The following is a 25,593-nucleotide window of genomic DNA, read 5'->3' as shown; positions in this document are numbered from 1 at the left end:
CTTGTCGACCCCGCCGAGTGCCGGTTTTTTTTCGCCCTCCCCGGCTGGATCAGGTACCAGGATACATGCCAGTCATGTTCTTGCGCAGACGGTCCCACAGCATACGCACGCCCCGCACGGTCCCGCTCAGACCCGCCGAGTAGCCAGGGTCGTAGTAGTGAATCAGCAACGACCGGCGCTCGCCAACTTCCACATCAAGGTTGGCATGCTGGAGCACAAAGCCGTTGAAGACATAGACGCTGCCCGGCTCCACCGGCACGCGGTTGCAGCGGCCACGGCGCAGATCCCGTAGCGTCAGCCATTTTCTGATGGGAAACGGCAGATTGCGCTGAATGCCATGACGAAGCTTGCAAAAAACATTGGCCACAGTGGATACCGCCAGCCGTGGCGGGTGATAAACCAGCAGATCACCGTTGCAAACGCCATCGGGGGCGAGCTTCAGCGGAATCAGCAGCGTCAGCAGATGCGAATCGTAGTGGCGGCAATGGCTCTCGTTGCGCGTATACGTGCTGGCACAACGAATCACGTGGAACGCTTCCCAACGCAGCGACTTCTTCAGGAGCGTGGTGGCCATGGCCCGAGTCTCGGCGCACACCGTCTCCTCGAGCTTGCGGAAGGCTTCATTGCGACGTAGTAACTCAGCCATTGCGAATGGCTCGGCACGCTCGGGCTGTTCGCCGAAGGATCGATCGATAGCCGCGTTAATGGCAGCCAAGGTCGGCATCGGAATCACACTGGAAAATGCCGCCAGTGCTACATCAGGGTTGAATCGAATTCGCTCCGCCACGGCATGACCTCGCGCTTCGTATAGGTGATTTGCCTAGATGATATGGATTAGACCATTTGGCCCGCCGTGAAGCGTAGCGAAAATCATTCTCGAAAACTTGTCACTATGTGGGCTGTCGCACATGATCCGGGAACAAAGCCCAGTGCATCCACGCCCCCGACGGTTTTCCGGCACATGGGCCGATCAACGATTATTCTTTGGGTGAAGGATCGACGGACACTGGCTGACGATATAAGGGACGCAATGAGGACAAGCCTGGCGGCATGGCTCCTGGTCATCGCCGCACTGATTTCGGGGCCGGGGGTTGCTGCTGAGTTCGGTAGCAAGGGTGGCCCCGAGCCCGCCAATATCGATCAGATTACCGACCTACTTCGCGAAGAGCCCTACGACCTGGAGCTACTGATCAGCTTTGGGACATCGAAGGGCGGATCGGCTGGCCATATCGCCCTGGGCGTCCGTGACGACACGCTCGGCGACGACATTGTCTACTCGGCAAATTTCTACGCCGACCGCACGCCCAAGCACGAGAATGATTTTTACACCGCCAATCTGATGGCGGGCATCCCAAAGAAGGAATATCTGTTCAAGACGGCCTCCTCCATCGCGGAAACGACGATGTTTGGCCTCGACTATGGCGAGATCTACAAGCGGTCGGTGATCGGTGTGCGGGTCTACGGCGTGCCCACGCAGGAAAAACAGTCGCTGGTCGATTACTTCCGCCGCATCAACGACGATTACCATCGGCGGGCAACGGACACCGAATATCACAGCGGCACAATCCAATACGATTATTTGCGCCTGAACTGCGCCAAGACCATCGGCGCCGCCTTCAAGTACGGCGCCGGCTACAAAAATTTGACGATAAAGAGCCCCAAAGTCCTATCCGGGCGACGCGTGGTGGCCGCCGCGACCGCGAATATTCCCACGGAGATGGCGATGAAGCTGATCAAGGAATGGGGCAAGCGCGGATACGGTATGGACGTAGTGCTGTACAAGAAGTACGGCAGCTCCACCTATGTGGAACCTCGCGAAGAGGAGAAGGTGGCATTCAAGGACCTGCCCAACCGCTTCCCCTCCGTCCTGTCGCTCGATTTCCGCAGGGAGCAAGGGGCCTATCGCGACTTCGACAATCTCTACGCCATGTACCTGTTCTACAACCTGGGCCGGTTCAGCGTGCGCGTGAATGAGCAGACGCGGTTGCTGGAGGTCGAGAAGGACAAGGAGCCGATGCCCTATCGACAAGCCGCGGAACTGGCCAAGGCCAGCGCCGAATCGGACAGCGAAAAATTTCGTCGCCACGCCGAAGCGCCGGACAACACCCATCTCTACTATTTCTCGGAGGGGAATCAGGACGGGAGTGCTCGCTGAGCGGGTAGCAACGGCGCGCAGAAAAGCAAAACCGCCACTTGAGTAAGTGGCCGTTTTGTTAAGCAATTTGGGGTGGCTGATGGGACTCGAACCCACGACGACAGGAATCACAATCCTGGACTCTACCAACTGAGCTACAGCCACCGTAGAGGTTTTGCCAGCTTGCCGCTGGCGCTTCCGCTAACCGGCGTTGCCGTTCAACGAAAAACAAGATTCTACAAGGATCTTCAGAGGATGGCTAGTATTCCGCACAAAAAATTTCAACCGGCCTCGCCTGCCTTATCGACTGCCATGCCACTTCGCTTCGAGCAGCACCGCCTCCTTGATTGCGGCAACAGTCTCGGCCTCGCTCGGGAACAAGCCGAGCAGTCGCCGGGACTTGCCATTGAGCACATCGCGCTGCAATGCTTTACCCGCTTCCACCGAGGTGCCGGCGTGCCAGCAGTACCGCGCAGTCCATTTGCCGTCCTGCAGACGCTCGGCCACCCAGATCAGGCGGAAGTCCTCGAAGACCTCGCCAAATGGCTCTTCCCCATCCACCATGTGCTATCCCCCAAGGCTCGCTTCCGATCCGTCGCGCCGGCCCATGCTCGTGCACGCGCTGCGACGCCGACTACCGGCCAGCCCACTTGCTTTTCCCCCACCGAAACCCTGGTTGCACAGGATTCACAGGCCACATGCCGACTGCCGCGGCATTGATGGCATCGTAACATGACGAAAACGCCGCTTACCTACTTTCAGAAATCCAGATGTCTATAGCGTGGGACATCGAACGCCGTTTCGCCAAGTCAAAATGTCTATCGGCTACCGCACGAAAAACGCGGAGAGCCCCACGAACGCAGGGTTCTGGCGCAATGGGTGCTGATAGATACTCTTTCGCGAGGGACATTGACCCCCCTCGACATTCCCGTCAGGCGGCCTTGGTAACCAAGAGTCGCCTGCTTTTTTTGGGGACGCGCAGAATGTGAGGACGAAAAAAAAGAGCCCGCCGTAGCGGACTCTTAAATTAGCGATCTCAATGCCCTGAAGGCAGGATCAATGTAGTCGGCCCGGATCGTGAGCACTATTCGGGCAAACCCAAGGTACGGCGGACAAAAAAAGAGCCCGCACACGGCGGGCCCAATAATCAGTTGAAGAAAGCCCTGTATTCGAGGGCAAGCACAGTGTAAGAAGGTGCCCGCTAAGCGGCGAATTAGGGGAATCCCTTTGCTGGTGCGGGATTCGACGCCACCGACTGCCCAATACACCGCTGCACGCACCCGTCCGGGCACCCTGCATAGAACGATCGTTCGAAATTAGAGTTTTCCTTCGATTCCGGCGGGCGCTCAGGCTGCCTCAAGCAGGTCCGGACGCAGGTGGCTACGCGCTTCTTCGAAGAGCGCGTCCACGGCGATACGGCCACGCGCGGCGTGCATGCGACGTGCATCTGACAGCACACGCCGCCAACCCCGGCCACCGTGAATGCCACGATGCAAGCCCAGCATGTGCCGCGTGACGGCGCCCATGTAACCGCCTTGCTCCACCAAAGCGCCGATGTAGTCCTGCATCGCCAACTCCACTTCCTGCCGCGCAGAAATAGGCGTGGTCGCGCCATAGAAGCGCGTATCCATTTCCGACAGGAAATACGGTTGGTGATACGCCTCGCGGCCAATCATGACGCCATCCACGTGTTGCAGATGCTCGGCGATCTCGTCGTAGGTCACGATGCCACCATTGATCAGAATCTCGAGTTTCGGAAACTCGCGTTTTAGCTGATAAGCGACCTCATAACGGAGCGGCGGGATTTCGCGATTTTCTTTTGGGCTCAGGCCCTTCAATATCGCGTTGCGCGCATGGACGATAAACGTCTCGCATCCCGCATCAGCGATCGTGCCAACAAAATCGCGGACAAAATCGTAATGCTCGATCGTGTCGATACCGATCCGGTGCTTGACCGTCACCGGAATGGACACCGCATCGCGCATCGCTTTCACGCAATCCGCCACCAGAGTCGGCTCCGCCATCAGGCAAGCGCCAAACGCGCCACGCTGCACGCGCTCCGACGGGCAGCCGCAGTTGAGGTTGATTTCCTTGTAACCCCATTGTTCGCCGAGTTTTGCCGCCTGGGCGAGGTCGGCAGGCTCGCTGCCGCCCAGTTGAAGCGCTACGGGCTGCTCGGCGGCGTCGAAATCGAGGTGGCGCGCCACATCGCCATGAAGAAGCGCGCCCGTCGTCACCATTTCGGTATAGAGCCAGGTGTCCCGGCTCAACGCGCGGTGAAACGTGCGGCAATGGCGATCAGTCCAATCCATCATCGGGGCCACCGAGATGCGGCGGGGATTTACGGTCATGCGGGTCGTGGGATAGCGGATGTAGCCTGGGACGAACCCGGCTATTGGGAGACCCGCAGTATACGTGAGCTGGGCGTGCGTTGCAGGGCGTGGTAAGGGATGCGCCGGCTGCACTCGGCGGGGTGCTGCGTCAAAGAAAACGGCGCCCGAAAGCGCCGTTCGGCTCTTGCTCGTGATGCGGGGGGCATCAATGCATGAACAGCCAGATCAGAACCAGCACGAAGGCCGGGACGCCGAGTAGCCACGCGACGATGTACGGCATGGTTTTCCTCCTGAATATCTGTAGTGGGCTTGACTCCACTATAGAAACAGGCACCTGCCGGCGATGTCGGGGCCGCCCCGCTTCGCACTGTAGGACTGGGCTGACCCTACCTTCCCCACCTGGATCAGCGAGCGGCGTTCTTGTCGATCCAACTGGCAAACGTCGTCAGGTACTTGCTCAGGAAGCCGCGTGTCGATTCGTTCGCAATCCCGCCCTGCGCGTCGAACAGCTTGTCTGCGCCGCTGATATAGGCTTCGGGCTGCTGCAAGACCGGGATATTGAGGAATACCAGCGACTGGCGCAGGTGGTGATTGGCGCCGAAGCCACCAATGGCACCCGGCGATGCGCTGATCACGCCGCCCGGCTTGCCGTCCCAGGCACTCTGCCCATAGGGGCGCGAGCCGACGTCGATGGCGTTCTTGAGGACGCCGGGCACCGAGCGGTTGTACTCGGGCGTGATGAACAGCACCGCATCTGCGCGGCGGATGCGGTCGCGGAACGCCACCCACTCGGCCGGTGGATTGTCGTCGTCGTCCTGGTTGTACATCTGCAGCTGCCGGATATCCACGATATCCAGTTTCAGCTGCGGCGGCGCCAGCGCTGCCAGCGCTTTGGCCAGCTTCAGGTTCAGGGATTCCTTGCGCAGGCTTCCCACCACTACGGCGACATCACGAGGATTGCTCATCACGGGTTCCTTTCACTGTTGACGGTTGAAGTACAACGGATTGCAACGGATGCAGCGAAAATCCGGGCGGGGCATGTTGCCCTGCCCGAGTTGTCTATCGATTCAGTCTATCGACCCAGACCGGCCAGCGGATGTTCCTCGCGCCGCCACGGGCTATCGAAGAATGATCGCACACGTGCCGTGGTCACGTCGTCAAGCCGCACCGGCTGCCATTTGGGCTGATGGTCCTTGTCCACGGCGAGCGCGCGGATGCCTTCCACCTTCTCGCCAATGCGGAACACGTGGTACATCATGTCCAGTTCCATGCGCAGCTCGTCGTCCAGCGCCATCGACCGCGCACGGCGAATCTGCTCGAGCGTCACGCATAGCATCAGCGGCGAACGGCTGCGCAGCATCGCGGCGGTCTGGGCGGCCCAATCGCCTTCGGCATCGCTGATGGTGGCGAGGATGGCCGGCACCGTCGCGCCCGCGAACGCGGTGTCGATCTGGTCCGACAGCCGCGCGAGGGTGCTGTCGGCCGGCTGGCAGGCCGCTGCGTGCTGGTCCGTGAACCTGGCGATATGTGCCAGCACCGACTCGGGGCTGCTGAACCGGGCCGCCTGCAGCGCCGCTACCATCTCGGCCAGCGCATTGGCGGGCAGGTAGGCATCCGCCAGACGCGCGTACAGCGCATCGGCGGCGTGGATGACCGTGCCGGTCAAGCCCAGGTATTCGCCCAGCCGGCCCGGCGTGCGGGCGAGGAACCAGCCGCCGCCCACGTCTGGGAACAGGCCGATATTGGTCTCGGGCATCGCCATCTTCGTGCGATCCGTGACGATGCGCAGGCGGGCACCTTGCGAAATGCCCATTCCACCGCCCATGACCACGCCGTCCATCAGCGCGATATAGGGCTTCGTGTAGCGGTGAATCAAGTGGTTGAGCGCGTATTCCTCGACGAAGAACTGGTCGAGCAGCGGGTCCTGCGCGTGCCATGCCTTGTGGAACCAGCGGATGTCTCCGCCAGCGCAGAACGCCTTGCCGCCTGCGCCCGCCACCACCACCGCGTGCACCGCCGGATCGGCCTCCCAGCGCGTCAGCGCGTCCGTGATCGCGCGAATCATCTCCAGCGACAGCGCGTTCAGCGCCTGCGGGCGGTTCAGCGTCAGATACGCCACCCCGCCACGCTCCTCGGTCGTCACTTCCACCACTGCCTGCGTCGATCCAAACTCCGTCATGTGTCTCTGCTCCTTTCTTGTTGCCAGCGATTTTACGCCAGCCACATGACGATGCCGGGCCACTTTGCGATTCAGAATCGTCTCAACGGACTCGGCTCAGGCCAGCCGGAAGGCGGCCATGAGACCCGTCAGCCGCTGGGCCTGGTCCTGGAGCGACGCCGCCGCGGCAGCCGCTTCCTCGACCAGCGCCGCGTTCTGCTGCGTCATGCCGTCCATATGGGACACCGCCACGTTCACCTGTTCGATGCCGCGCGACTGCTCGTCCGATGCCGCGCTGATGCCGCCGATGATGTCGCTCACGCGTCGTACTTCGTCCACGATGTCCTGCATCGCCCTGCCCGCCCCGTCCACGAGGGAGGTGCCCTCGCGCACGCTGGACACCGACGCGCCGATCAGCCCCCGGATCTCCTTCGACGCCGCCGCGCAGCGTTGAGACAAATCTCGAACATCGCCCGCTACGACGGCAAAGCCGCGCCCGTGCTCCCCCGCCCGGGCGGCTTCCACGGCGGCATTGAGCGCCAGGATGTTGGTCTGGAACGCGATTTTCTCGATCACCTCGATGATGTCGACGATCTTGTTGGCGCCGGCGTCGATGGCGCGCATGGTGTCCACCACGCGCGAAACCGCCGCGCTGCCGCGCTCGGCAAGCGTCTGGGCGTTAGTCGCCAGCGAGGTGGCGTCGCGCGCGCTATCGGCGTTGTGGCGTACGGTGCTGGTCAGCTGCTCCATGCTCGATGCGGTCTCCTCCAGCGACGCGGCCTGCTGCTCGGTGCGCTGCGACAGGTTGGCGTTGCCGCTGGCGATCTGCGCGCTGGCAGCGGCGATCGAGTCGGCGCCGCCGCGCACCTCGCCCACCATCTCGCGCAACCGCGCCTGCATGCGGCCGAGCATCCCCAGCATGCGACTCGTCTCATTCCTGGCGTGCTCGTCGACCATTACGCCGGCGTCCTCCCGATGCGCGGTGCCGAGATCCCCGTCGGCAATGCGGGCGAAGCGGGCGATGGCCACGTCGAGCGGCCGGACAATGGAGACCCGCAGGCGCCAGGCCACCACGGTGCTGAACACCAGACCCACGGCCAGCACGACGAGCGAGAGCGTCAGCAGCCGACCGTAACGATCTTGAGAACTTTCGTACACGGCCTTGGCGCTCGCCACCTGTAGACGGGCCAGTTCCGTGTTGACGGCCGTGAACTGGATGTCGAGCTTGGGAATCGTGTCCATGACCGCCGTCATCATCGCGTCGCGGTTACCGGCATGGAGCGCGGCAATCATTGGCGCCACGCCCTGCGTGAACAGCACCTGGCGACGGGCCGACACGGCCTCGGTGGCGCGCGTCTGCTCCTCATTACGAGGAATCTCAAGATACGATTTCCAGGCCGCGTCCGACTGGCGCGCGAAGTCCTGTGCCGTGGCGGCGCGCGCCTTGGCGTCGGCCGGATCGGTGGCGAACGCGGCCTGGTCCAGCAGCACGCGCACCAGCAACTGGTTGGAGCGCGCTTCGGCCAGATACGTCGCGGCGGCAAGCTGCTGTTGATAGACCTGACGCGTGGCGTCGTTGCTGCGCGACATGCCCAGCCAACCGACGCCGCCGACAATCAGCAGCAACAAATTCGTGACAATCGTGAGGAGCCACAGCCTGGCTCCGATCGTAGTGTTGCGAAACATGGGGGCGACTCTCCGTAACGTGAAAAGCGGCCACTCCTCTCTGGCCGTTCACGCAATGACGGCGCGCCCGCACGAACCTTGATGCATCGCGATGGATAGTCTGTGTTGCAGATTTGTGATGATGTGCGATAGACGACGCGCGCGCGCACGATCGAGCACATGGTGCGTATGGAGGAAGCCCTCCACGCAAAAACCTTGAGAATGTGCACACTTGCGCCATGCACGTCACGCCCCCGCAATCCGCCGGCTTCGATCCCGGCCTGATCCTGATGGCCTTCGCGCCGGTCTTCCTGCTGACTATCGGCTGGGAGGCCTGGTACTGGGCGCGCCGCGACCCCGCCGTCTATAGCTGGCGGGACACGCTATCCAACGCCAGCCTCGCGCTGATGCATCAGGCGTCGGACGCCTTCTTCCTCTGGCTGCTGATCCGCACGGTCTACACGTGGTGCTACGCGCACGGTCTGCGCGCGGTGCCGGAGACCTGGTGGTCGTTCGCGCTGCTGCTGTTACTACAGGATTTTCTTTATTACTGGTTCCACCGGGCCAGCCATCGGGTGCGCTGGCTGTGGGCGTCGCACGTGGCGCACCACTCATCGGAAGGCATGAATTTCTCGACGGCGTTCCGGCAGAGCCTGACCTATCCGATCTCGGGCATGTGGCTGTTCTGGATTCCGCTCGCGTTCATCGGATTTACGCCAGATTGGGTGATCCTGGCCGTCGGCCTGAACCTCGCGTTCCAGTTCTTCGTCCATACGCGGCTGGGCCGGCGCTGGCCGCTCGTTGAGATGGTTCTCAATACGCCGTCGGTACATCGGGTCCACCATGCGAAGAATCCGCAGTACATCGACCGTAACTACGCGGGCGTGCTGACCCTCTGGGATCGCCTGTTCGGCAGCTTCGTGCCCGAGGAGGCCGCGCCCGAATACGGCATCACGCGGCAGATACGCACGCACAACCCGCTGACACTCACCTTCCACGAATGGCGTGACATGTTCCGCGACGCCTGGCACGCCCGAGACCCGCGCTACTTCTGGAAGCCGCCCGAGTGGCGCAGCCCCAAACACGTTGAACCATGAAAAAACCGCGCTCGAGGGCGCGGTTTTTTCTGGGGCAAACCGGTGTTACACGGTGTCGCGCGAAGCACGCTTACGCTCGTGCTCCTTCAGGTGGCGCTTGCGCAGACGAATGCTCTTGGGGGTGATTTCCACGAGTTCGTCATCGGCGATGAATTCCACCGCGTATTCAAGCGACATCTGGATCGGCGGCACCAGGCGCACGGCTTCGTCAGTACCCGAGGCGCGCACGTTGGTCAGCTGCTTGCCCTTGATCGGGTTCACGACGAGGTCGTTGTCCCGGCTATGGATGCCGATGATCATGCCTTCGTACAGCGCATCGCCCGGCTTCACGAACATGCGACCGCGATCCTGCAGCTTCCACAGTGCGTACGCCACGGCGTCGCCGTCGTCCTGCGAGATCAGCACGCCATTGTGACGCTCGCCCAGGCCGCCTTCGCGCACCGGTGCATAGTCGTCGAAAATGTGGCTGATCAGGCCCGTGCCGCGCGTCAGCGTCAGGAACTCGCCCTGGAAGCCGATCAGGCCACGCGCCGGAATACGGTACTCCAGGCGGGTACGGCCCTTGCCGTCCGATGCCATGTCGAGCAGTTCGCCCTTGCGGCGGCCCAGCTCTTCCATGACGCTGCCCTGGTGGCCGTCTTCCACATCCACGGTCAGCAGTTCGTACGGCTCATGCTTCACGCCATCGATTTCCTTGAACACCACGCGCGGGCGCGACACGGCCAGCTCGTAGCCTTCGCGGCGCATGTTTTCCAGCAGGATGGTCAAGTGCAGTTCGCCACGGCCCGACACTTCGAAAATCGTGTCGTCGCCGGTCTCGGCCACGCGCAGGGCCACGTTCGACTTCAGTTCGCGGTCCAGGCGTTCGCGCAACTGGCGGCTGGTCACGAACTTGCCTTCACGGCCGGCCAGCGGCGACGTGTTCACGCAGAAGTTCATGGTCAGGGTGGGCTCGTCCACCTTCAGCATCGGCAGGGCGTCCTGGGCGTCCGGCGCGCACACGGTGCAGCCGATACCCAGTTCCTCAATACCGTTGATCAGCACGATGTCGCCGGCTTCCGCCTCGGGCACGATTTCGCGCTCCAGGCCACGGAACTTCAGCACCTGGTTGATACGACCCTTGATCGGGTTGCCTTCCGGGCCGAACTTGACCACCACGTCCTGCAGCGACTTGGCGCGGCCACGCGAAATGCGGCCCACGCCGATCTTGCCGACGTAGCTCGAGTAGTCGAGCGAGATGATCTGCATCTGCAGCGGACCGTCCGGGTCGTCGTTACGAACCGGCACCTTGGTCAGCACGGTCTCGAACAGCGGCTTCATGTCACCATCGCGCACGTCTTCGGTCAGACCGGCATAGCCGTTCAGCCCCGAGGCGAAGATCACCGGGAAGTCGAGCTGCTCGTCGTTGGCGCCGAGCTTGTCGAACAGGTCGAAGGTCTGGTTGATCACCCAGTCAGGGCGTGCGCCCGGACGGTCGATCTTGTTGATCACGACGATCGGCTTCAGGCCGAGCGCGAGTGCCTTGCGCGTCACGAAACGCGTTTGCGGCATCGGGCCTTCCACGGCATCGACGAGCAGCAGCACGCCGTCGACCATCGACAGCACGCGCTCCACTTCACCGCCGAAGTCGGCGTGGCCCGGGGTGTCCACGATGTTGATGTGCGTGCCGTTGTACTCGACGGCACAGTTCTTCGCGAGGATCGTGATCCCGCGTTCCTTTTCCAGGTCGTTCGAGTCCATCACGCGTTCAACCATTTGCTGGTTTTCACGGAAGGTACCTGCCTGGCGCAGGAGCTGGTCGACCAGGGTGGTCTTGCCATGATCGACGTGGGCGATGATGGCGATGTTACGGATGGCGCGGGTCATTGCGGCGTCCCCTTGACGCGGAGCGTTCGAAAAATTAACCCGACATTCTAGCATGCTGCGGCGCAAAACGCTCTGCTGCGGATCGACCTTCTATGTTAGGCGTCGTTGCGGTTTCTGCAATGACGAATTTCCGTTCTTGCGGATCGTGCGTCACATGCATATATTTGTCACAGCAAAGATTGCGGCGACAAACAATGAGTGAATCTAACGCCACTTTTACGACCACTTCCGGCGCAGGGCCTGCCGAGCCGGATCTTTTCGATCCGGCCGTCTACGAGCTTGGCTCCAGCGTTGGTTACCTGCTGGCCCGGGCCAAGAACCTGCTAACGCTCGGCATCGAGCAGGAAGTGAATGGCCTGGACATCACGCACGCCCAGGCGAGCTGCCTAATCATGTTGTCGATGGGTGGCGCCAGTACCGTCACCGACATCGGCCGCAGCCTGAACACCGATGCCGGATCGATCACCCGCATGTTGAGYCGGCTTGAGAAACGGGGACTTATCGTGCGCACGCGCCGCGACGACGATCGCCGCGTGGTGGACCTGTCGCTGACGCCCGAGGGCACGGCCATCGCCGCCCAACTGCCTGCCGTCTTCTGCAACGTGATGCGGCGCCATTTCGTCGGCTTCAGCCAGGCGGAAATCGACGTACTGCGCGGCATGCTGCATCGGGTCATCGACAACGGTGGCGGGCAGGCCGTCGGCACCTGCTGGACTGAGCGCGATGGCGGCTAGCGCACCCCTGCCCCGCCCTTTGCACGTTTTCTCATCACCCGGCGCCACCATCCTGGCGACAGGCTAAATAAGAAGTCAGATCGATATGCAACCCGTTATCTCCTCCGCATCGCGCCGTCTGGGCGCCCTGGCCCTCACGGTCATGGCCGCGGCCGTGCTGGCCGGCTGCGCGGCGTTGGGTGACTCGCACAGCACCCAAAACCTGGCCGAGCCGCAGGCGCTGGCGTCGCCGCAGACCTTTACCAACGATCACGGCCAGTGGCCGTCGCAGGACTGGGTCGACCAGTTCCACGATGCGCAACTCCGCGCGCTGGCCGACGAGGCCGTCAAGGACAATCCGAGCCTGCAGGCCGCGATTGGCCGCGTGGCGGCATCGCGTGCACTGGCCGAAGCCACGCGCGGCGCGCTGTATCCGAGCGTGGACTTCGAAGGCAGCATCGTGCGCCAGCGGTTTTCCGAAACCGACCTGTTCGAAGGCACGCCGCTGGCCGGCTCCTGGCAGAACCAGTCGCGGCTGCAGATGGGCCTGTCGTGGGACCTCGACTTCTGGGGCAAGAACCGCGATGCGCTGGAAGCTGCGCTCTCCGACGACCGCGCCATGGAGGCCGAGAGTCAGGCCGCGCGCCTGATCCTGACCACCTCCATCGCCCGCAACTACAACCGGCTGGCCGCGCTGTATGCGCAGCGCGATGTGGCCGAGCGCGCCATCGCCCAGCGTCGCGACCTGACCGACCTCTCGCGCCAGCGTCTGGCCGCCGGGCTCGATACCCAGGTCGAGACCACGCAGGCACGCGGCACCGTGGCCGCCGCGCAGACCGACCTGCAACGCGTGGAAGAGGAAATCGCCCTCGCCCGCAACCAGATCGCCGCGCTGCTGGGCAAGGGCCCGGATCGTGGACTGCAGATCGCCCGCCCCACCCTGCTCGCCAACGCCACGCCGCTGCTGCCCGATGACCTGACCATCGGCCTCATCGGCCGTCGCCCGGATGTGGTGGCGGCGCGCTGGCGCGTGGAGGCGGCGTCGAAGGACATCAGCGTGGCAAAGAAGGAGTTCCTGCCCGACGTGACGCTGACCGCGTTCGCCGGCGTGGCCTCGCTCGATCCGTCGAACCTGCTGATGGGCATCAGCCGCACCTTCGGCATCGGTCCTTCGGTGCGGCTGCCAGTGTTCGAAGGCGGCCGGCTGCGCGCCAACCTCAAGGGCAAGAACGCGCAATACGACATCGCCGTGGCGAACTACAACCAGACGCTGGTCGACGCGCTGCGCGAAACCGCCGACACCGTGACCAGCATTCGCAGCGTGGACACCCAGATCAAGACCCAGCGCGAGGCGCTGGACCTGGCCGAGCACGCCTACGCGCTGGCCACCACGCGCTACAAGGCCGGTCTCGGCACGCAGTTGACCGTGCTCAACGCCGAAAGCAATGTGCTCCAGCAGCGTCGGCTGGCCACCGACCTCCAGGCGCGGCGGCTCGATTTGCAGATGGGGCTGATGAAGGCCCTCGGCGGCGGCTACCAGGGCGAGACGCCGGATACCGCGCAAGCGCCGCACGCCGCCCAAGGCTGACCGGGCGCTCGCCCGCCGACACCAGACAATCCGTCAAAGACTACGCAAAAGACAGACATCATGAGCAACACTCCGCAATCTGCCGCGCCGCAAACCCCGACCCCCGCCGCCGACAACAATGGCAAGCGCCGCCGCCTGCTGGTGGCGCTGACCGCCGCCGTCGTTGTGGCCGGGCTTGGCTATGGCCTGTACTGGGGCGTCTACGCGCGCCATTTCGAGAATACCGACGATGCCTACGTCGCCGGCAATGTGGTGCAGGTGACGCCGCTGGTGGGTGGCACGGTGATCTCCATCACTGCCGACGACACGCAGCTCGTTACCGCCGGCCAGCCGCTGATCCAGCTCGACCGCGCCGACTCCCAGGTGGCCATGGAACAGGCCGAGGCCCAGCTCGCCCAGGCCGTGCGCGAGGTGCGCACGCTCTACGTGAACAACGGCTCGCTGTCCGCCAACGTGGCGATGCGCCAGGCCGACGTAGCCAAGGCGCGCGACGACCTGCGCCGCCGCCAGGCCATCGCCGGCTCGGGTGCCGTGTCGAACGAAGAAATTTCTCATGCGCAGACCGGGCTGAAGGCCGCCGAATCGGCGCTGCTGGCCGCGCAGGAGCAACTCGCTTCGAACAAGGTGCTGACCGACCAGACTACGGTTGAGAAACATCCCAATGTGCAGCGCGCTGCCGCGAACCTGCGTTCGGCCTACCTCGCCTTCGCCCGCTCGACGATGCCCGCGCCGGTCACCGGCTACGTGGCCAAGCGCTCGGTCCAGGTGGGCCAGCGCGTGAGCCCCGGCACGCCGCTGATGGCCGTGGTGCCGCTAGACCAAGTGTGGGTGGATGCCAACTTCAAGGAAGTGCAGATCACGCATATGCGGATCGGCCAGCCGGTGGAGCTGGAGGCCGATGTCTATGGCTCGAAGGTCAAGTACACGGGTCACGTGGCGGGCTTCTCGGCCGGCACGGGCTCCGCGTTCTCGCTGCTGCCGGCACAGAACGCCACGGGCAACTGGATCAAGGTGGTGCAGCGCCTGCCGGTGCGTATCGCGCTGGATCCGCAGCAGTTGAAGGACCATCCGCTGCGCGTGGGCCTGTCGATGAACGTCACCGTCGACGTGCGCAAGGAAGAAGGCGGCGCGATGCTCAGCGCCTCCGCCGCCAAGCCGCTCCAGACCGATGTCTACGACAAGGTGGCGCAGGACGCCGACGAACTGATCGCCAAGATCATCTCGCTGAACAACGGCGGCCGCACCTCGGCCGCGCCGCAGGGGGCACCGGCCGTGACCGGCAAGGCGGGCGCCGCGGCTCCCGTGGCCAAGCCGGCCAATACGTAATTGTCTGATTTCCTGATGTTCGGATTCCCTGATTCCGCACGGCTGACCGCTCATGGCTAATTCCACCACCGCCACGCCGGGCGCGGGCGCTTCGCCGGCACCGGCCAAGGCGCCCTCCGCCACGCCACCGCCGCTGACCGGCGGCAAGCTCGTGATCGGCACGATCGCGCTGTCGCTGGCCACGTTCATGAACGTGCTCGACTCGTCGATTGCCAATGTGTCGATCCCGGCCATCTCGGGCGATCTCGGCGTCTCGCCCAACCAGGGCACCTGGGTCATCACCTCGTTCGCGGTGGCCAACGCCATCTCGGTGCCGCTGACCGGCTGGCTGACCACGCGCTTCGGCGCGGTGCGGCTGTTCGTGCTGTCGATCCTGCTGTTCGTGGTCTCATCGTGGCTATGCGGCGTGGCGCCGAACCTTGAGACGCTGCTGGCCGCCCGGATCCTCCAGGGTGCTGTGGCCGGGCCGATGATCCCGCTCTCCCAGTCGCTGCTGCTGGCCAGCTATCCACCAGCCAAGAGTTCGATGGCGCTGGCGCTGTGGGGCATGACCACGCTGGTCGCGCCGATCATGGGGCCGCTGCTGGGCGGCTGGATCTCGGACAACATGACCTGGCCGTGGATCTTCTATATCAATATCCCGGTTGGTCTGGGTGCCGCCTACGCCACCTGGGCGATCTATCGCGAGCGGGAAACGCCCACCAAGACGCTGCCGATCGACCGCATCGGGCTGGCGCTGCTGGTGATCTGGGTCGGCTCGATGCAGCTGATGCTCGACAAGGGCAAGGAACTCGACTGGTTCCATTCCAACGTGATCGTGGCGCTGACCGTGATTGCCGTGGTGGGCTTCCTGTTCTTTCTGATCTGGGAAAACTACGAGAAACATCCGGTGGTGGACATCCATCTGTTCAAGGGGCGCAACTTCGCCGCCGGCGTGGTGGCGATCTCGGTCGCGTACGGGCTGTTCTTCGGCAACCTGGTGATCCTGCCGCTGTGGCTGCAGACCATCGTCGGCTACACCGCCACGGACGCGGGCATCGTCATGGCGCCGGTGGGCATTTTCGCGATCATCCTGTCGCCGATCATCGGGCGCATCCTGCCCAAGGTGGACGCGCGCTGGGTGGCGACGGGCGCGTTCATCACGTTCGGCATCGTCAGTTTCATGCGGGCCGGCTTCACCACCGGGGTGGATACGCGCACGCTGATGATTCCCACGCTGATCCAGGGCGCGGCGATGGCGCTGTTCTTCATTCCGCTGACGTCGATCATCCTGTCCGGCCAGCCGCCTGAGAAGATTCCGGCGGCCTCCGGCTTGTCGAACTTCGTGCGGATTACGTTCGGGGCAATCGGGGCGTCGATCTCGACCACGATCTGGGAAAACCGCTCGGCGCTCCATCACGCGCAACTGGTGGAGCAGATCAACCCCTACAGCGCCACCTACACCGAGCAGTTGAACCATCTGATGCAGATGGGCATGACGCAGACGCAGGCCATCGGACTGATGGAGCGGAACATCTCGCTCCAGGCGTCGATGCTGGGCGCCAACGACATCTTCTGGATCTCGGGCGTGCTGTTCTTCGTGCTGATCGGCTTTGTCTGGCTGACCAAGCGCAGCCAGGGCGGCGGCGGCGCCGAGGCGGCCGGCGCGCACTGAGCGCGTCACAAAGCGCACCCGCCGCTATCGCCGCTCCGGCGGCGACGCGGCGCCAACGGGCGGCACCATCCGCGTGCCGCCCTGCCAGGCAAACGCGGCCAGCAACACGGCGGCGCAGCCCCAGGCGAACACCGGCAGCCAGGGCAACCAGCCCGCCAGCGGCGCGGCGGCACCGGCGGCCAGCATGGCGATGCGCGCCAACGCCGCCAGCGCCGCGAGCGAGAACACCAGCCCGACGAAGCGCCCTTCCCGCCCCACATGGCCGGCATCGGTCGCCGCATTGACCACCGTGCCGAAGACCATCGCCCACAACACGCCCGCAACGCCCTGCGCGAGCAACACGCCGGGGAGCGTGGAGGCCGTGGCGAAACCGACCAGCGTGAGCGCCCCCAGCAGGGCTGCAGCCAGCAGCAGCACGGCGGCCGGCACGCGCTTCAGCAAAGGCGCCTGCGGCAGCAACACCCCAAGGACGAAGCCCACCCAGAAGGCCGGCATGTAGCGCACCAGCTCTGTGGCGGGCGCAAAGCGGAGATAGGCGGGACCGGAATTGATCGCGATGTGGATCTGGAAGCCGAACGCCAGCAGCCACGTCGCGGCGAAGAACAGCCAGAGCGCCGGCATCGGCGCGGGCGGGGCGCGGCGGGGCGGGAGAGCTTCGCGCGGCGGCAACTCGATCCAGCGCAGTGCGACCACTGCCACCACGAGGCCGGCGCTCGCCAGCACGAACGGCACTACGGGCGACGACTGGCGCAGCGCCGCCGTCAGCATCGGGGCCAGCGCCCCGGCCAGCCCGATGCCCAGTATCGACCATGCAATCAGAAGCGGCGTGGCGGAGCGTTCAAGACGACGCGCGATGATGACCATCGGCGGTGCACGCAGCGCGGACGAGCTGGCGGCCCAGAGCGCGGTCAGGCCCACCAGCAGCGCCGGCGACGTGGCGGCCGGCAGCAGCACGAAAGCGACGCCGGAGACGACCGAAATCGCCAGGATCCAGACGCCCAGACGGTGCATGGCGTTGGCCATGCGGTCGGCGGCGATGCCCATGGCACTGTCGGCGATGACGAAGATCGCCTGATCCATCAACAAGATCCACGCGACCTGCGCCTTGCCAATGCCGACCTGCGCGGCGAGTTGCGGCAGGAAGGCCGCGTAGAGCGTCCACGTCACGGCCAGCAGGCACTGCACCGCGCAAAAAATCAGGCAACGCATGGCTCCCACCGCTGATTCGTGGCTGGTGGGTCAAGGATAGGTCATGGGAGCCTCGGCCCGGGGCCGCTCGGTCAGGGGCCGGGGGCGTAGCCGAAGCCTAGCTGCCTCGCGCCACAATCGAGATCTGCACCTGCCCCTGCGTGCTGCCTCCAGCATTGCGGGCCGTGACCGTGTAGACCGCCTGCGACTGCACGACCGCTGGCGTGCCGGAGATCACGCCGGTTTGCGTGTTCATGCTCAGGCCCACCGGCAAGGGCGGGCTGACCGTATAGGCGATGACCGCGCCGCCAGTCACCACAGGGGTATTGGGTACGATGGCTTCCGCCACGACGTAGCGGGCCGTGGGCGTGCTGAACGCCAGGCTGGCCGGTGCCACGACGCCCGCCTGCACGGCGATACGCAGCGTGGCGGTGGTCTCGCCCGCCCCGTTGTTGCCCGTGACGGTATAGCTCGACTCGGCCGACACGACGGTCGGCGTGCCAGTGATGGCGCCCGTCTGGGTATTGAATGCCATCCCGGCCGGCAGTGCGGGCGCGATGCGGAATGTGGAAATGGGGCCGCCGGTGCTGGTGGCCGTATTGGCCGTGATGGCTGTGCCGACGGTGTAGATGACGGCCGATTCCCGGTAAGTCAGCCCCGAAGGCGCCGCCCCGGTATTGCGCACCTCGATTTGCACCCGGGCGGTAGCGCTGCCGCCGGCGTTCTCGGCGGTCACTACGTATACAGTGGCGGCGCTGACCGAGGCGGGCGTACCGGCAATCACCCCACTGGCCGCGTCGATCGTCAGCCCGGCCGGCAAGACCGGTGCCACGGAATAGCGCGTCACAGGGTCGCCACTGACGCTGGGTCGATTCGGCACGATGGGCTGGCCGGCTACGTAGATCGCCGATGTCATGGCGTAGCTCAGCCCCGCCGGTGCCTGGACTTTCCCGTCGTCTTCATCGGTGACACATCCCGACAGCAACGCCCCACCACCCAGAAAGAGAATCGCCAGCCACGACCGGGCCGACGACAGACCAGCATGCGGCGCGCGCAGCGCGGCACCGAAGGATCGGAAAGACATCGTCAGCCCCGTAAGTGGTTGTTTTTATTGCGGCCCTGCCCGCTGGCCGCGCCGATGCCTATGGCATCACGCGTGAATATACAACACGTCCGTCGGGGACTGGCTGGCCGCTGCCCGGCCAGATTTCAGATCTTTACGAGCCGCTCCGGGCGCAGTGCGCCCTCTCGCATCCGGGCCACGCCCAGCAGGCGGGACGGCTCGCCGCCGTACACGCGCGCCAGGGTTTCCTCTTCCAGCGCGGTGCCCTCGGGCAGGTCGCGCCGGGCGATGCGCTGGCCCTGGAGGAATCGCGCCATCGCGGCGTCGTCGAGCTGCACGAGCACGCAGCGTTGCAGCAAGGCGTCCACGGGCGCGAGCATGGTCGGGCGAATATCGTCGGATTGCTGGTCGATTTGTTCCAGCGTGACCGCGCCATCGAGCGTGAGGTCGCCCACGGCCGTGCGGCGCAAGGCGGTCAGGTGGCCGCCGCAACCGAGCGCTTCGCCAATGTCCTCGCCCAGCGTGCGGATGTAGGTGCCCTTGCTGCAGCGCACGCGCATCGTGAATTGCGGCGGACTGGCGTCGAGGGCCACGTCGAGCAGTTCGATCGCATGGATCGTCACCGCCCGCGCCGCGCGTTCGATGGTCTGGCCGGCGCGCGCGTATTCATATAGCGGCTTGCCGTCCTTCTTCAGGGCCGAATACATCGGCGGCACCTGTTCGATTGGGCCCGTAAATCGTAATACCGCCAGATCCAGCGCGGCGCGGTCGCAGGTGACCGGGCGTTCGGCAACGACTTCGCCCTCGGCATCGCCGGTGGTCGTCGTCACGCCGAGCCGCACCACGGCCTCATAGGTCTTGTCGGCCTCGAGTAGATCCTGGGAGAACTTGGTCGCCTCGCCGAAACACAGCGGCAACAGGCCGGTGGCGAGCGGGTCCAGCGTGCCCGTGTGGCCAGCCTTGTTGGCGCGCAGCATGCGCTTGGCGCGCACCAGCGCGTCGTTGGACGACAGGCCCAGTGGCTTGTCGAGCAGCAGCACGCCATGCACGTCGCGGCGCGGCAGCCGGAGCGGACGGGTTGCGGAGGAATCGGTCATTGCGGCGGGGAGAGAAGCGCGGCGCCGGAGCGGGTCCGGCGCGCGTCACAAAGGCGGAACGGCGCGACGGACTTACTCGTCGTCCTTGGCGCGCGTCGAATTGGCTTCGTTGATCAGCTTCGACATTTCGATGGCATGTTCCACCGAGGTGTCGTGATGGAAATGCAGCGTCGGCACGGTGTGGATGTGCAGGCGCTTGAATAGCAGCGAGTGCAGGTAACCGGCCTTCTCGCGCAGGATACCGGCGGCCACCTCAGGCTCGGCGCCCAGCACCGTGAAGTAGACCTTGGCGTGCGCGTAATCGGGCGTCAGCGCCACCGATTGCAGCGTGACCAGGCCCAGGCGCGGGTCGCGCAGTTCGCGCTGGATCATCTCGGCCAGTTCCTTCTGGATCTGGTCGGAAAGCCGCAGATTGCGGGAAGAGATATTGCCTTTCTTGGCCATTCAAACCTGTCTTGTGCCCAAAGTGAAAACGGCAGGCCGGAGCCTGCCGTCTTGCGTATCGCCTTACAGCGTACGCGCCACTTCGGTAATTTCGTACACCTCGAGTTGGTCGCCTTCCTGAACGTCGTTGAAGTTCTTGATCGACAAACCGCACTCGAAGCCTTGCTTGACTTCCTTGACGTCGTCCTTGAACCGCTTGAGCGAGTCCAGTTCGCCGGTGTGCACCACCACGTTGTTGCGCAGCACGCGCACCAGCGAGTTGCGCTTGACCATGCCGTCGGTGACCATACAGCCGGCCACGGCGCCAATCTTCGGCACACGGAAGACCTGGCGGACTTCCACCTGGCCGATCGTGGTCTCGCGCTTCTCCGGCGCCAGCATGCCGGACATCGCCGCCTTGATCTCGTCTACCGCATCGTAAATGATGTTGTAGTAGCGGATGTCGATGCCGTTGTGCTCGGCCAGCTTGCGCGCGCCGGAATCAGCCCGCACGTTGAAGCCGATGATGACTGCCTTCGAGGCCACAGCCAGGTTGACGTCCGACTCCGAGATGCCGCCCACGCCGCCGTGCACGATCTGCACGCGCACTTCCTCGGTCGACAGCTTCTGCAGCGACTGCACCAGTGCTTCCTGCGAACCCTGCACGTCGGCCTTCACGATCAGCGGCAGCGATTGCACTTCGCCTTCGCTCATCTGCTCCAGCATCGTTTCCAGCTTGGCGGCCTGCTGCTTGGCGAGCTTCACGTCGCGGAACTTGCCCTGACGGAACAGGGCGATTTCACGCGCCTTGCGCTCGTCCGGGAGCACCAGCACTTCCTCGCCGGCGGCCGGCACTTCCGACAGACCCTGGATTTCCACCGGGATCGACGGACCAGCTTCCTTCGTCGGCTTGCCGTTTTCGTCCAGCATGGCGCGCACGCGGCCGTAGGCACTGCCTGCGAGCACCACGTCGCCACGCTTGAGCGTGCCGCTGCTGACCAGGATCGTCGCGATCGGGCCCTTGCCCTTGTCGAGCTGGGCTTCCACCACCAGACCCTTGGCCGGGGCGTCCACCGGTGCCGTCAACTCCAGCACTTCGGCTTGCAGCAGCACCTGCTCGAGCAGGTCGTCGATGCCCAGGCCGGTCTTGGCGGACACCGGCACGAACGGCGAATCGCCGCCGTACTCTTCCGGCAACACCTGCTCGGCCACCAGTTCCTGCTTCACGCGGTCCGGGTTGGCTTCGGGCTTGTCGATCTTGTTGATCGCCACCACGATGGGCACGCCGGCGGCCTTGGCGTGCGCAATCGCTTCCTTGGTCTGCGGCATCACGCCGTCGTCCGCCGCAACCACCAGGATCACGATGTCGGTGGCCTTGGCGCCACGGGCACGCATGGCCGTGAAGGCCTCGTGACCCGGGGTGTCCAGGAAGGTGATCACGCCACGTTCGGTTTCGACGTGGTACGCGCCAATGTGCTGCGTAATGCCCCCGGCTTCGCCCGCGGCAACCTTGGTGCGGCGGATGTAATCGAGCAGCGAGGTCTTGCCGTGGTCGACGTGACCCATCACGGTCACCACCGGCGGACGCGGCAGCAGTTCGGCGTCGGTATGGTCTTCGCCATCCACCACCAGCAGTGCTTCCGGATCGTCCAGCTTGGCGGCGAACGCCTTGTGGCCCATTTCTTCCACCACGATCATGGCGGTTTCCTGGTCCAGCACCTGGTTGATCGTGACCATCTGGCCGAGCTTCATCATCTGCTTGATGACCTCGGACGCCTTCACGGCCATCTTGTGCGCCAGATCGGCCACCGAGATGGTTTCCGGCACGTGCACTTCACGCACCACCGGCTCGGTCGGCGCCTGGAAGTTGCTGCGATCGTCGGCATGCTGCTTGCCGCCGCGGCCACGCGGGCCACCGCGCCAGCCACCCACACCGCCCGACGTATCGCCGCGCGTCTTCAGGCCGCTGCCCTTCTTGCGCGAGCTATCGTCCTGCCACGTACCGGTCTTGACCGGCTTGCCGGTCTTCTTGTCGACGGTGGTCGTGGCCGTGGTGGTCGTGGCCGGTTTCTTGTCGTCCTTCTTGGCTTCGGTCGTCGTGCCAGGCGGCTTCACCGGCTTGTGCAGCGTACCGGTCTGCTCGGCCTTCTTTTCCTCGGCCTTGCGTTCCGACGGCGCCTTCAGCACGCGGGCCGGGGCGTTCAGCATCTGCTGGATCGCACGGGCCTCGGCCTCGGCAGCCTCGCGGCGGCGGCGGGCGGCGTCCTGCTCGGCACGGGCCTTGTCGGCCGCTGCCTTCGCGTCATCCGCATCCTTCTGCACCTGCACGCGCTCGGCGGCCACGCGGGCCTGGTCGTCCTCGGCCTTCTTGCGCACGGCAGCGTCCTCGACGGCGTTGTTCACCGCCTGGGCAGCCACGGCCTCTTCCTCGGCCTTGCGGGCGAGAAGTTCGGTCTGGCGGCGCTGCTCGGCCTCGAGGGCTTCCTGGCGCGCACGGCGCTCGGCTTCCTCGCGCTCGGCGGCTTCCTGGCGTGCCTTCAGTTCGGCTTCCTGGCGCGCGAGCGCCTCGGCCTGCTGACGGCTTTCCTCTTCCTCGCGGCGTGCCTGTTCGGCGGCGGCCTCGGCCGCTTCCGCGGCGTCCACGCCATCGGCGTGTGCATCCCCGGCGACCTCGTCACGCTTGATCAGGACGCGCTTCTTGCGCACCTCGACCTGAACGGTACGGGTCTTGCCGGTGGAATCGGCCTGACGGATTTCGGACGTTTCGCGCTTGGTCAGCGTGATCTTTTTGCGTGCGCTGTCGTCGGCCTGACCGTGCGACCGCTTGAGATAATCAAGGAGTCGGGTCTTGTCCGATTCGGTGATGATGTCTTCCGGCGTCGCTTTGCCCACCCCAGCTGCCTGCAATTGTTCCAGCAGGGCAGCTGCGCTGCGGCTCAGTTCTGCGGCCAGTTGGGCAACTGTTGTGCTTGCCATTCAAACCCTTTCAATGCTCGGTTTCTACGTCGGGACAAATCGTATGCGGAAAGCGCCGGGGCCCCTGGCCCCGTACGTGTCCCTCAGTTAAACCAATGTTCCCGTGCTTTCATGATCAGCGCCTTGGCTTCCTCATCCGCCACGCCGGCCAGCTCGACCAGTTCGTCCACAGCCAGTTCGGCCAGGTCGTCACGCGTGTGGATATTGCCTTCGGCCAGCTTGCCGATCAGCTCGGGGGTCAGGCCGTCGAGCGAGCGCAGATCCTGCGACACCTCTTCCACCTTTTCTTCCCGGGCCAGTTCCATCGTCAGCAGCGCATCGCGTGCGCGGTTGCGCAGCTCAGTGACGGTGTCCTCATCGAAGGCCTCGATTTCCATCATTTCACTGATGGGCACGTAGGCAACTTCTTCCAGCGTGGAGAACCCTTCCTCAATCAGGATGTCCGCCACTTCCTCGTCCACGTCCAGCTTGGCCATGAACAGCTTGCGTACCACTTCGCTTTCCTCGGCCTGCTTCTGCGCCGATTCTTCCTGCGTCATGATGTTGATCTGCCAGCCGGTCAGTTCGGACGCCAGGCGTACGTTCTGGCCGCTGCGGCCGATGGCGACGGCGAGGTTTTCCTCGTCCACCACCACATCCATGCAATGCTTTTCCTCGTCCACGACGATGGACTGCACCTGCGCCGGCGCCAGTGCGCCGATCACGAACTGCGCCGGGTCTTCCGACCACAGCACGATATCCACGGCCTCGCCGCCGATCTCGTTGCGCACAGCCGTCACGCGGGTACCGCGCACGCCCACGCAAGTGCCGATCGGGTCGATGCGCTTGTCATGGGCCACCACGGCGATCTTGGCGCGCACGCCGGGGTCGCGGGCGGCCGCCTTGATCTCGAGCAGGCCCTGTTCCATCTCCGGCACTTCGTTCTCGAACAGCTTGATCAGGAACTCGGGTGCCGTACGCGACAGTTCGATCTGCGGGCCGCGCGCGGCGCGATCCACATTGAGGATATACGCCCGTACGCGGTCACCGGTACGGAGATTTTCCTTCGGAATGATCTGGTCGCGGGCCAGCAGCGCTTCCACGCGGCCGGACTCCACGATCAGACCCTTCTTGTCGGCACGCTTGACCGTGCCGGTCATGACCTTTTCGCCACGATCCAGGTAATCGTTCAGGATCTGCTCGCGCTCGGCGTCGCGGATCCGCTGCAAAATCACCTGCTTGGCCGCCTGGGCGCCAATCCGGCCGAATTCCACGGACTCGATCTGCTCTTCGACAAACTCCTCGAGCTCGATCTCCGGATCCTGATCGCGGGCTTCGAACAGCAGGATCTGCTTGTCCGGCTCCTGCAGGCCCTGCTCGTCGGGGACGACAAGCCAGCGGCGGAACGTTTCGTGCTCACCGGATTCGCGGTCGATGGCGACGCGGATATCCACGTCTTCCTCGAAGCGTTTCTTGGTGGCCGAAGCGAGTGCTGCTTCGAGCGCACCGAATACCACATCCTTGTCGACGTTCTTTTCACGCGCAAGCGCATCGACGAGCAACAGAACTTCGCGGCTCATTGCTTGTTCCCTTTTCTTTGATTTCCCTTGAAGTCGATCACTGGCACGAGCCGTGCCTTGTCGACGTCGGATATGGCGAATTCCAGCAGTGCCGGGCCGTCGCGTCCTTCGAATTCCAGGCCGATTTTCTCGGCTCCGTCATCGCCAGTGGGTGCCTGGATGATGCCGACGAAATTCTTCTGGCCATTCACCGGGAGGCGCAGCGTGATTCTGGCCTCGACGCCGGCAAAACGGACGTAATCGGCCAGCTTCTTCAGCGGCCGGTCCAGACCGGGCGAGGACACCTCGAGGCGCTCGTAGTCGACATTTTCGACCGTAAGCACATGGGTAAGCTGGCGGCTTACTTTCTCGCAATCCTCAATGACGATGCCGGTTTCAGGCTGATCGATATAGACACGCAGCAGTCCGACGGGGGCACGCTCAAGCTCAACCAACTCGTAGCCCATGCCGTTAAGGGTGGTTTCGATCAAATCTGCCAGATGCACTGTATTCCCGAATAGTGGCCTTCAACACCATGGCAGACACCGGACAACGACTTCCGTTCTGAAACTAGGTCCTGAAACGAGGTTCTGGAACGAACCGCTGCCTTGCCTGCCCCGTCATCCCCGGCGCCGGCGTGGCGCAGTCGCGGCCACAAGCACAAAACGGGCGAACCAAAAAAAAATGGGCGCAATGCCCATCATTCGCCCACCCTCGCTAAGGATGACACTTTTGAATAGACTTGGATTATACGCGGATTATGTCCAAAAGGCA

General features: G+C 64.2%; 20 protein-coding genes and 1 tRNA gene. 6 read left to right on the top strand and 15 right to left on the bottom strand.

Annotation, left to right across the window (positions count from 1 at the left end; translation table 11 throughout):
* Positions 1-49: 49 nt before the first annotated feature.
* Entirely contained in the window at positions 50-787 is a 738-nt protein-coding gene (locus AC1DFU_RS15395) for a hypothetical protein (protein ID WP_441593575.1), read from the bottom strand.
* Positions 788-1,030: 243 nt separating this feature from the next.
* Here AC1DFU_RS15395 and AC1DFU_RS15390 point away from each other — a divergent pair, with 243 nt between their 5' ends.
* Positions 1,031-2,155 carry a hypothetical protein gene (locus AC1DFU_RS15390; protein ID WP_441593574.1) on the top strand — a complete coding sequence of 375 codons (1,125 nt, stop codon included), beginning with the start codon at positions 1,031-1,033 and terminating at the stop codon, positions 2,153-2,155.
* Between the two features lie 68 nt (positions 2,156-2,223).
* Here AC1DFU_RS15390 and AC1DFU_RS15385 read toward each other — a convergent pair.
* The 6 genes from AC1DFU_RS15385 to AC1DFU_RS15360 all read right to left on the bottom strand — a co-directional run bounded on the left by AC1DFU_RS15385 (position 2,224) and on the right by AC1DFU_RS15360 (position 8,311).
* Positions 2,224-2,299 (bottom strand) — tRNA-His (locus AC1DFU_RS15385).
* 135 nt (positions 2,300-2,434) lie between these two features.
* On the bottom strand, positions 2,435-2,698 hold the full coding sequence (locus AC1DFU_RS15380; RefSeq protein ID WP_369823365.1) for a hypothetical protein: 264 nt from the start codon (positions 2,696-2,698) through the stop codon (positions 2,435-2,437).
* A 782-nt stretch (positions 2,699-3,480) separates the two neighbouring features.
* A complete protein-coding gene (gene dusA, locus AC1DFU_RS15375) occupies positions 3,481-4,485 on the bottom strand; it encodes a tRNA dihydrouridine(20/20a) synthase DusA (protein WP_441593573.1) in 1,005 nt (334 codons plus the stop codon).
* Between the two features lie 386 nt (positions 4,486-4,871).
* Positions 4,872-5,432 carry an NADPH-dependent FMN reductase gene (locus AC1DFU_RS15370; RefSeq protein WP_092289568.1) on the bottom strand — a complete coding sequence of 187 codons (561 nt, stop codon included), beginning with the start codon at positions 5,430-5,432 and terminating at the stop codon, positions 4,872-4,874.
* 107 nt (positions 5,433-5,539) lie between these two features.
* On the bottom strand, positions 5,540-6,646 hold the full coding sequence (locus AC1DFU_RS15365) for an enoyl-CoA hydratase/isomerase family protein (RefSeq protein WP_441593572.1): 1,107 nt from the start codon (positions 6,644-6,646) through the stop codon (positions 5,540-5,542).
* A gap of 96 nt (positions 6,647-6,742) precedes the next feature.
* A complete protein-coding gene (locus AC1DFU_RS15360) occupies positions 6,743-8,311 on the bottom strand; it encodes a methyl-accepting chemotaxis protein (RefSeq protein ID WP_441593571.1) in 1,569 nt (522 codons plus the stop codon).
* Positions 8,312-8,529: 218 nt separating this feature from the next.
* On the opposite strand from AC1DFU_RS15360, the gene AC1DFU_RS15355 reads away from it, so the two are divergent.
* The gene (locus AC1DFU_RS15355; RefSeq protein ID WP_441593570.1) at positions 8,530-9,387 is read left to right on the top strand and encodes a sterol desaturase family protein; all 858 of its coding nucleotides are present in this window, start codon (positions 8,530-8,532) and stop codon (positions 9,385-9,387) included.
* 45 nt (positions 9,388-9,432) lie between these two features.
* Here the strand turns inward: AC1DFU_RS15355 and typA are convergent, their stop codons facing one another.
* Positions 9,433-11,253 (bottom strand): translational GTPase TypA, encoded by a 1,821-nt coding sequence (gene typA, locus AC1DFU_RS15350; RefSeq protein ID WP_092289575.1) that lies wholly within the window; start codon positions 11,251-11,253, stop codon positions 9,433-9,435.
* 194 nt (positions 11,254-11,447) lie between these two features.
* On the opposite strand from typA, the gene AC1DFU_RS15345 reads away from it, so the two are divergent.
* From AC1DFU_RS15345 to AC1DFU_RS15330, 4 genes are all read left to right on the top strand, one after another.
* The gene (locus tag AC1DFU_RS15345) at positions 11,448-11,987 is read left to right on the top strand and encodes a MarR family winged helix-turn-helix transcriptional regulator (RefSeq protein WP_441593569.1); all 540 of its coding nucleotides are present in this window, start codon (positions 11,448-11,450) and stop codon (positions 11,985-11,987) included.
* An 85-nt stretch (positions 11,988-12,072) separates the two neighbouring features.
* Positions 12,073-13,554: an AdeC/AdeK/OprM family multidrug efflux complex outer membrane factor gene (locus AC1DFU_RS15340; RefSeq protein ID WP_441593568.1), complete on the top strand. Its 1,482-nt coding sequence runs from the start codon at positions 12,073-12,075 to the stop codon at positions 13,552-13,554.
* A gap of 60 nt (positions 13,555-13,614) precedes the next feature.
* Complete coding sequence (locus AC1DFU_RS15335; RefSeq protein ID WP_441593567.1) at positions 13,615-14,880, top strand: HlyD family secretion protein; 1,266 nt, start codon at positions 13,615-13,617, stop codon at positions 14,878-14,880.
* 52 nt (positions 14,881-14,932) lie between these two features.
* Positions 14,933-16,534, top strand: a complete 1,602-nt coding sequence (locus AC1DFU_RS15330) for a DHA2 family efflux MFS transporter permease subunit (protein ID WP_441593566.1) — start codon at positions 14,933-14,935, stop codon at positions 16,532-16,534.
* A 24-nt stretch (positions 16,535-16,558) separates the two neighbouring features.
* Here the strand turns inward: AC1DFU_RS15330 and AC1DFU_RS15325 are convergent, their stop codons facing one another.
* The 7 genes from AC1DFU_RS15325 to rimP all read right to left on the bottom strand — a co-directional run bounded on the left by AC1DFU_RS15325 (position 16,559) and on the right by rimP (position 25,325).
* A complete protein-coding gene (locus tag AC1DFU_RS15325) occupies positions 16,559-17,743 on the bottom strand; it encodes an MFS transporter (RefSeq protein WP_441593565.1) in 1,185 nt (394 codons plus the stop codon).
* A 97-nt stretch (positions 17,744-17,840) separates the two neighbouring features.
* Positions 17,841-18,806: an Ig domain-containing protein gene (locus tag AC1DFU_RS15320; protein WP_441593564.1), complete on the bottom strand. Its 966-nt coding sequence runs from the start codon at positions 18,804-18,806 to the stop codon at positions 17,841-17,843.
* A gap of 125 nt (positions 18,807-18,931) precedes the next feature.
* Positions 18,932-19,882 carry a tRNA pseudouridine(55) synthase TruB gene (gene truB, locus AC1DFU_RS15315; protein ID WP_441593563.1) on the bottom strand — a complete coding sequence of 317 codons (951 nt, stop codon included), beginning with the start codon at positions 19,880-19,882 and terminating at the stop codon, positions 18,932-18,934.
* A gap of 72 nt (positions 19,883-19,954) precedes the next feature.
* Positions 19,955-20,326 (bottom strand): 30S ribosome-binding factor RbfA, encoded by a 372-nt coding sequence (gene rbfA, locus AC1DFU_RS15310; RefSeq protein ID WP_092289589.1) that lies wholly within the window; start codon positions 20,324-20,326, stop codon positions 19,955-19,957.
* A gap of 63 nt (positions 20,327-20,389) precedes the next feature.
* A complete protein-coding gene (gene infB / locus AC1DFU_RS15305) occupies positions 20,390-23,281 on the bottom strand; it encodes a translation initiation factor IF-2 (RefSeq protein ID WP_092289591.1) in 2,892 nt (963 codons plus the stop codon).
* An 83-nt stretch (positions 23,282-23,364) separates the two neighbouring features.
* Positions 23,365-24,840: a transcription termination factor NusA gene (gene nusA, locus AC1DFU_RS15300; protein WP_092289593.1), complete on the bottom strand. Its 1,476-nt coding sequence runs from the start codon at positions 24,838-24,840 to the stop codon at positions 23,365-23,367.
* Positions 24,837-25,325: a ribosome maturation factor RimP gene (rimP, locus tag AC1DFU_RS15295; protein WP_092289595.1), complete on the bottom strand. Its 489-nt coding sequence runs from the start codon at positions 25,323-25,325 to the stop codon at positions 24,837-24,839. Before rimP ends, nusA begins: the two co-directional genes overlap by 4 nt.
* Between the last annotated feature and the right edge of the window lie 268 nt (positions 25,326-25,593).

This window comes from Cupriavidus sp. 10L45, assembly GCF_056395225.1.
The sequence above is the reverse complement of the archived record's forward strand: the minus strand, read 5'-3'. Positions and strand labels throughout refer to the sequence as shown.

Excerpts from the sequence above, each read along its gene's own strand:
- dusA (WP_441593573.1), bottom strand. The coding sequence starts at position 4,485 with ATGACCGTAAATCCCCGCCGCATCTCGGTGGCCCCGATGATGGATTGG.
- AC1DFU_RS15335 (WP_441593567.1), top strand. The coding sequence starts at position 13,615 with ATGAGCAACACTCCGCAATCTGCCGCGCCGCAAACCCCGACCCCCGCC.
- truB (WP_441593563.1), bottom strand. The coding sequence starts at position 19,882 with ATGACCGATTCCTCCGCAACCCGTCCGCTCCGGCTGCCGCGCCGCGAC.
- AC1DFU_RS15365 (WP_441593572.1), bottom strand. The coding sequence starts at position 6,646 with ATGACGGAGTTTGGATCGACGCAGGCAGTGGTGGAAGTGACGACCGAG.
- rbfA (WP_092289589.1), bottom strand. The coding sequence starts at position 20,326 with ATGGCCAAGAAAGGCAATATCTCTTCCCGCAATCTGCGGCTTTCCGAC.
- typA (WP_092289575.1), bottom strand. The coding sequence starts at position 11,253 with ATGACCCGCGCCATCCGTAACATCGCCATCATCGCCCACGTCGATCAT.
- AC1DFU_RS15320 (WP_441593564.1), bottom strand. The coding sequence starts at position 18,806 with ATGTCTTTCCGATCCTTCGGTGCCGCGCTGCGCGCGCCGCATGCTGGT.
- AC1DFU_RS15390 (WP_441593574.1), top strand. The coding sequence starts at position 1,031 with ATGAGGACAAGCCTGGCGGCATGGCTCCTGGTCATCGCCGCACTGATT.
- AC1DFU_RS15325 (WP_441593565.1), bottom strand. The coding sequence starts at position 17,743 with ATGCGTTGCCTGATTTTTTGCGCGGTGCAGTGCCTGCTGGCCGTGACG.
- AC1DFU_RS15330 (WP_441593566.1), top strand. The coding sequence starts at position 14,933 with ATGGCTAATTCCACCACCGCCACGCCGGGCGCGGGCGCTTCGCCGGCA.
- AC1DFU_RS15340 (WP_441593568.1), top strand. The coding sequence starts at position 12,073 with ATGCAACCCGTTATCTCCTCCGCATCGCGCCGTCTGGGCGCCCTGGCC.
- infB (WP_092289591.1), bottom strand. The coding sequence starts at position 23,281 with ATGGCAAGCACAACAGTTGCCCAACTGGCCGCAGAACTGAGCCGCAGC.
- AC1DFU_RS15370 (WP_092289568.1), bottom strand. The coding sequence starts at position 5,432 with ATGAGCAATCCTCGTGATGTCGCCGTAGTGGTGGGAAGCCTGCGCAAG.
- AC1DFU_RS15360 (WP_441593571.1), bottom strand. The coding sequence starts at position 8,311 with ATGTTTCGCAACACTACGATCGGAGCCAGGCTGTGGCTCCTCACGATT.
- nusA (WP_092289593.1), bottom strand. The coding sequence starts at position 24,840 with ATGAGCCGCGAAGTTCTGTTGCTCGTCGATGCGCTTGCGCGTGAAAAG.
- AC1DFU_RS15380 (WP_369823365.1), bottom strand. The coding sequence starts at position 2,698 with ATGGTGGATGGGGAAGAGCCATTTGGCGAGGTCTTCGAGGACTTCCGC.
- AC1DFU_RS15355 (WP_441593570.1), top strand. The coding sequence starts at position 8,530 with ATGCACGTCACGCCCCCGCAATCCGCCGGCTTCGATCCCGGCCTGATC.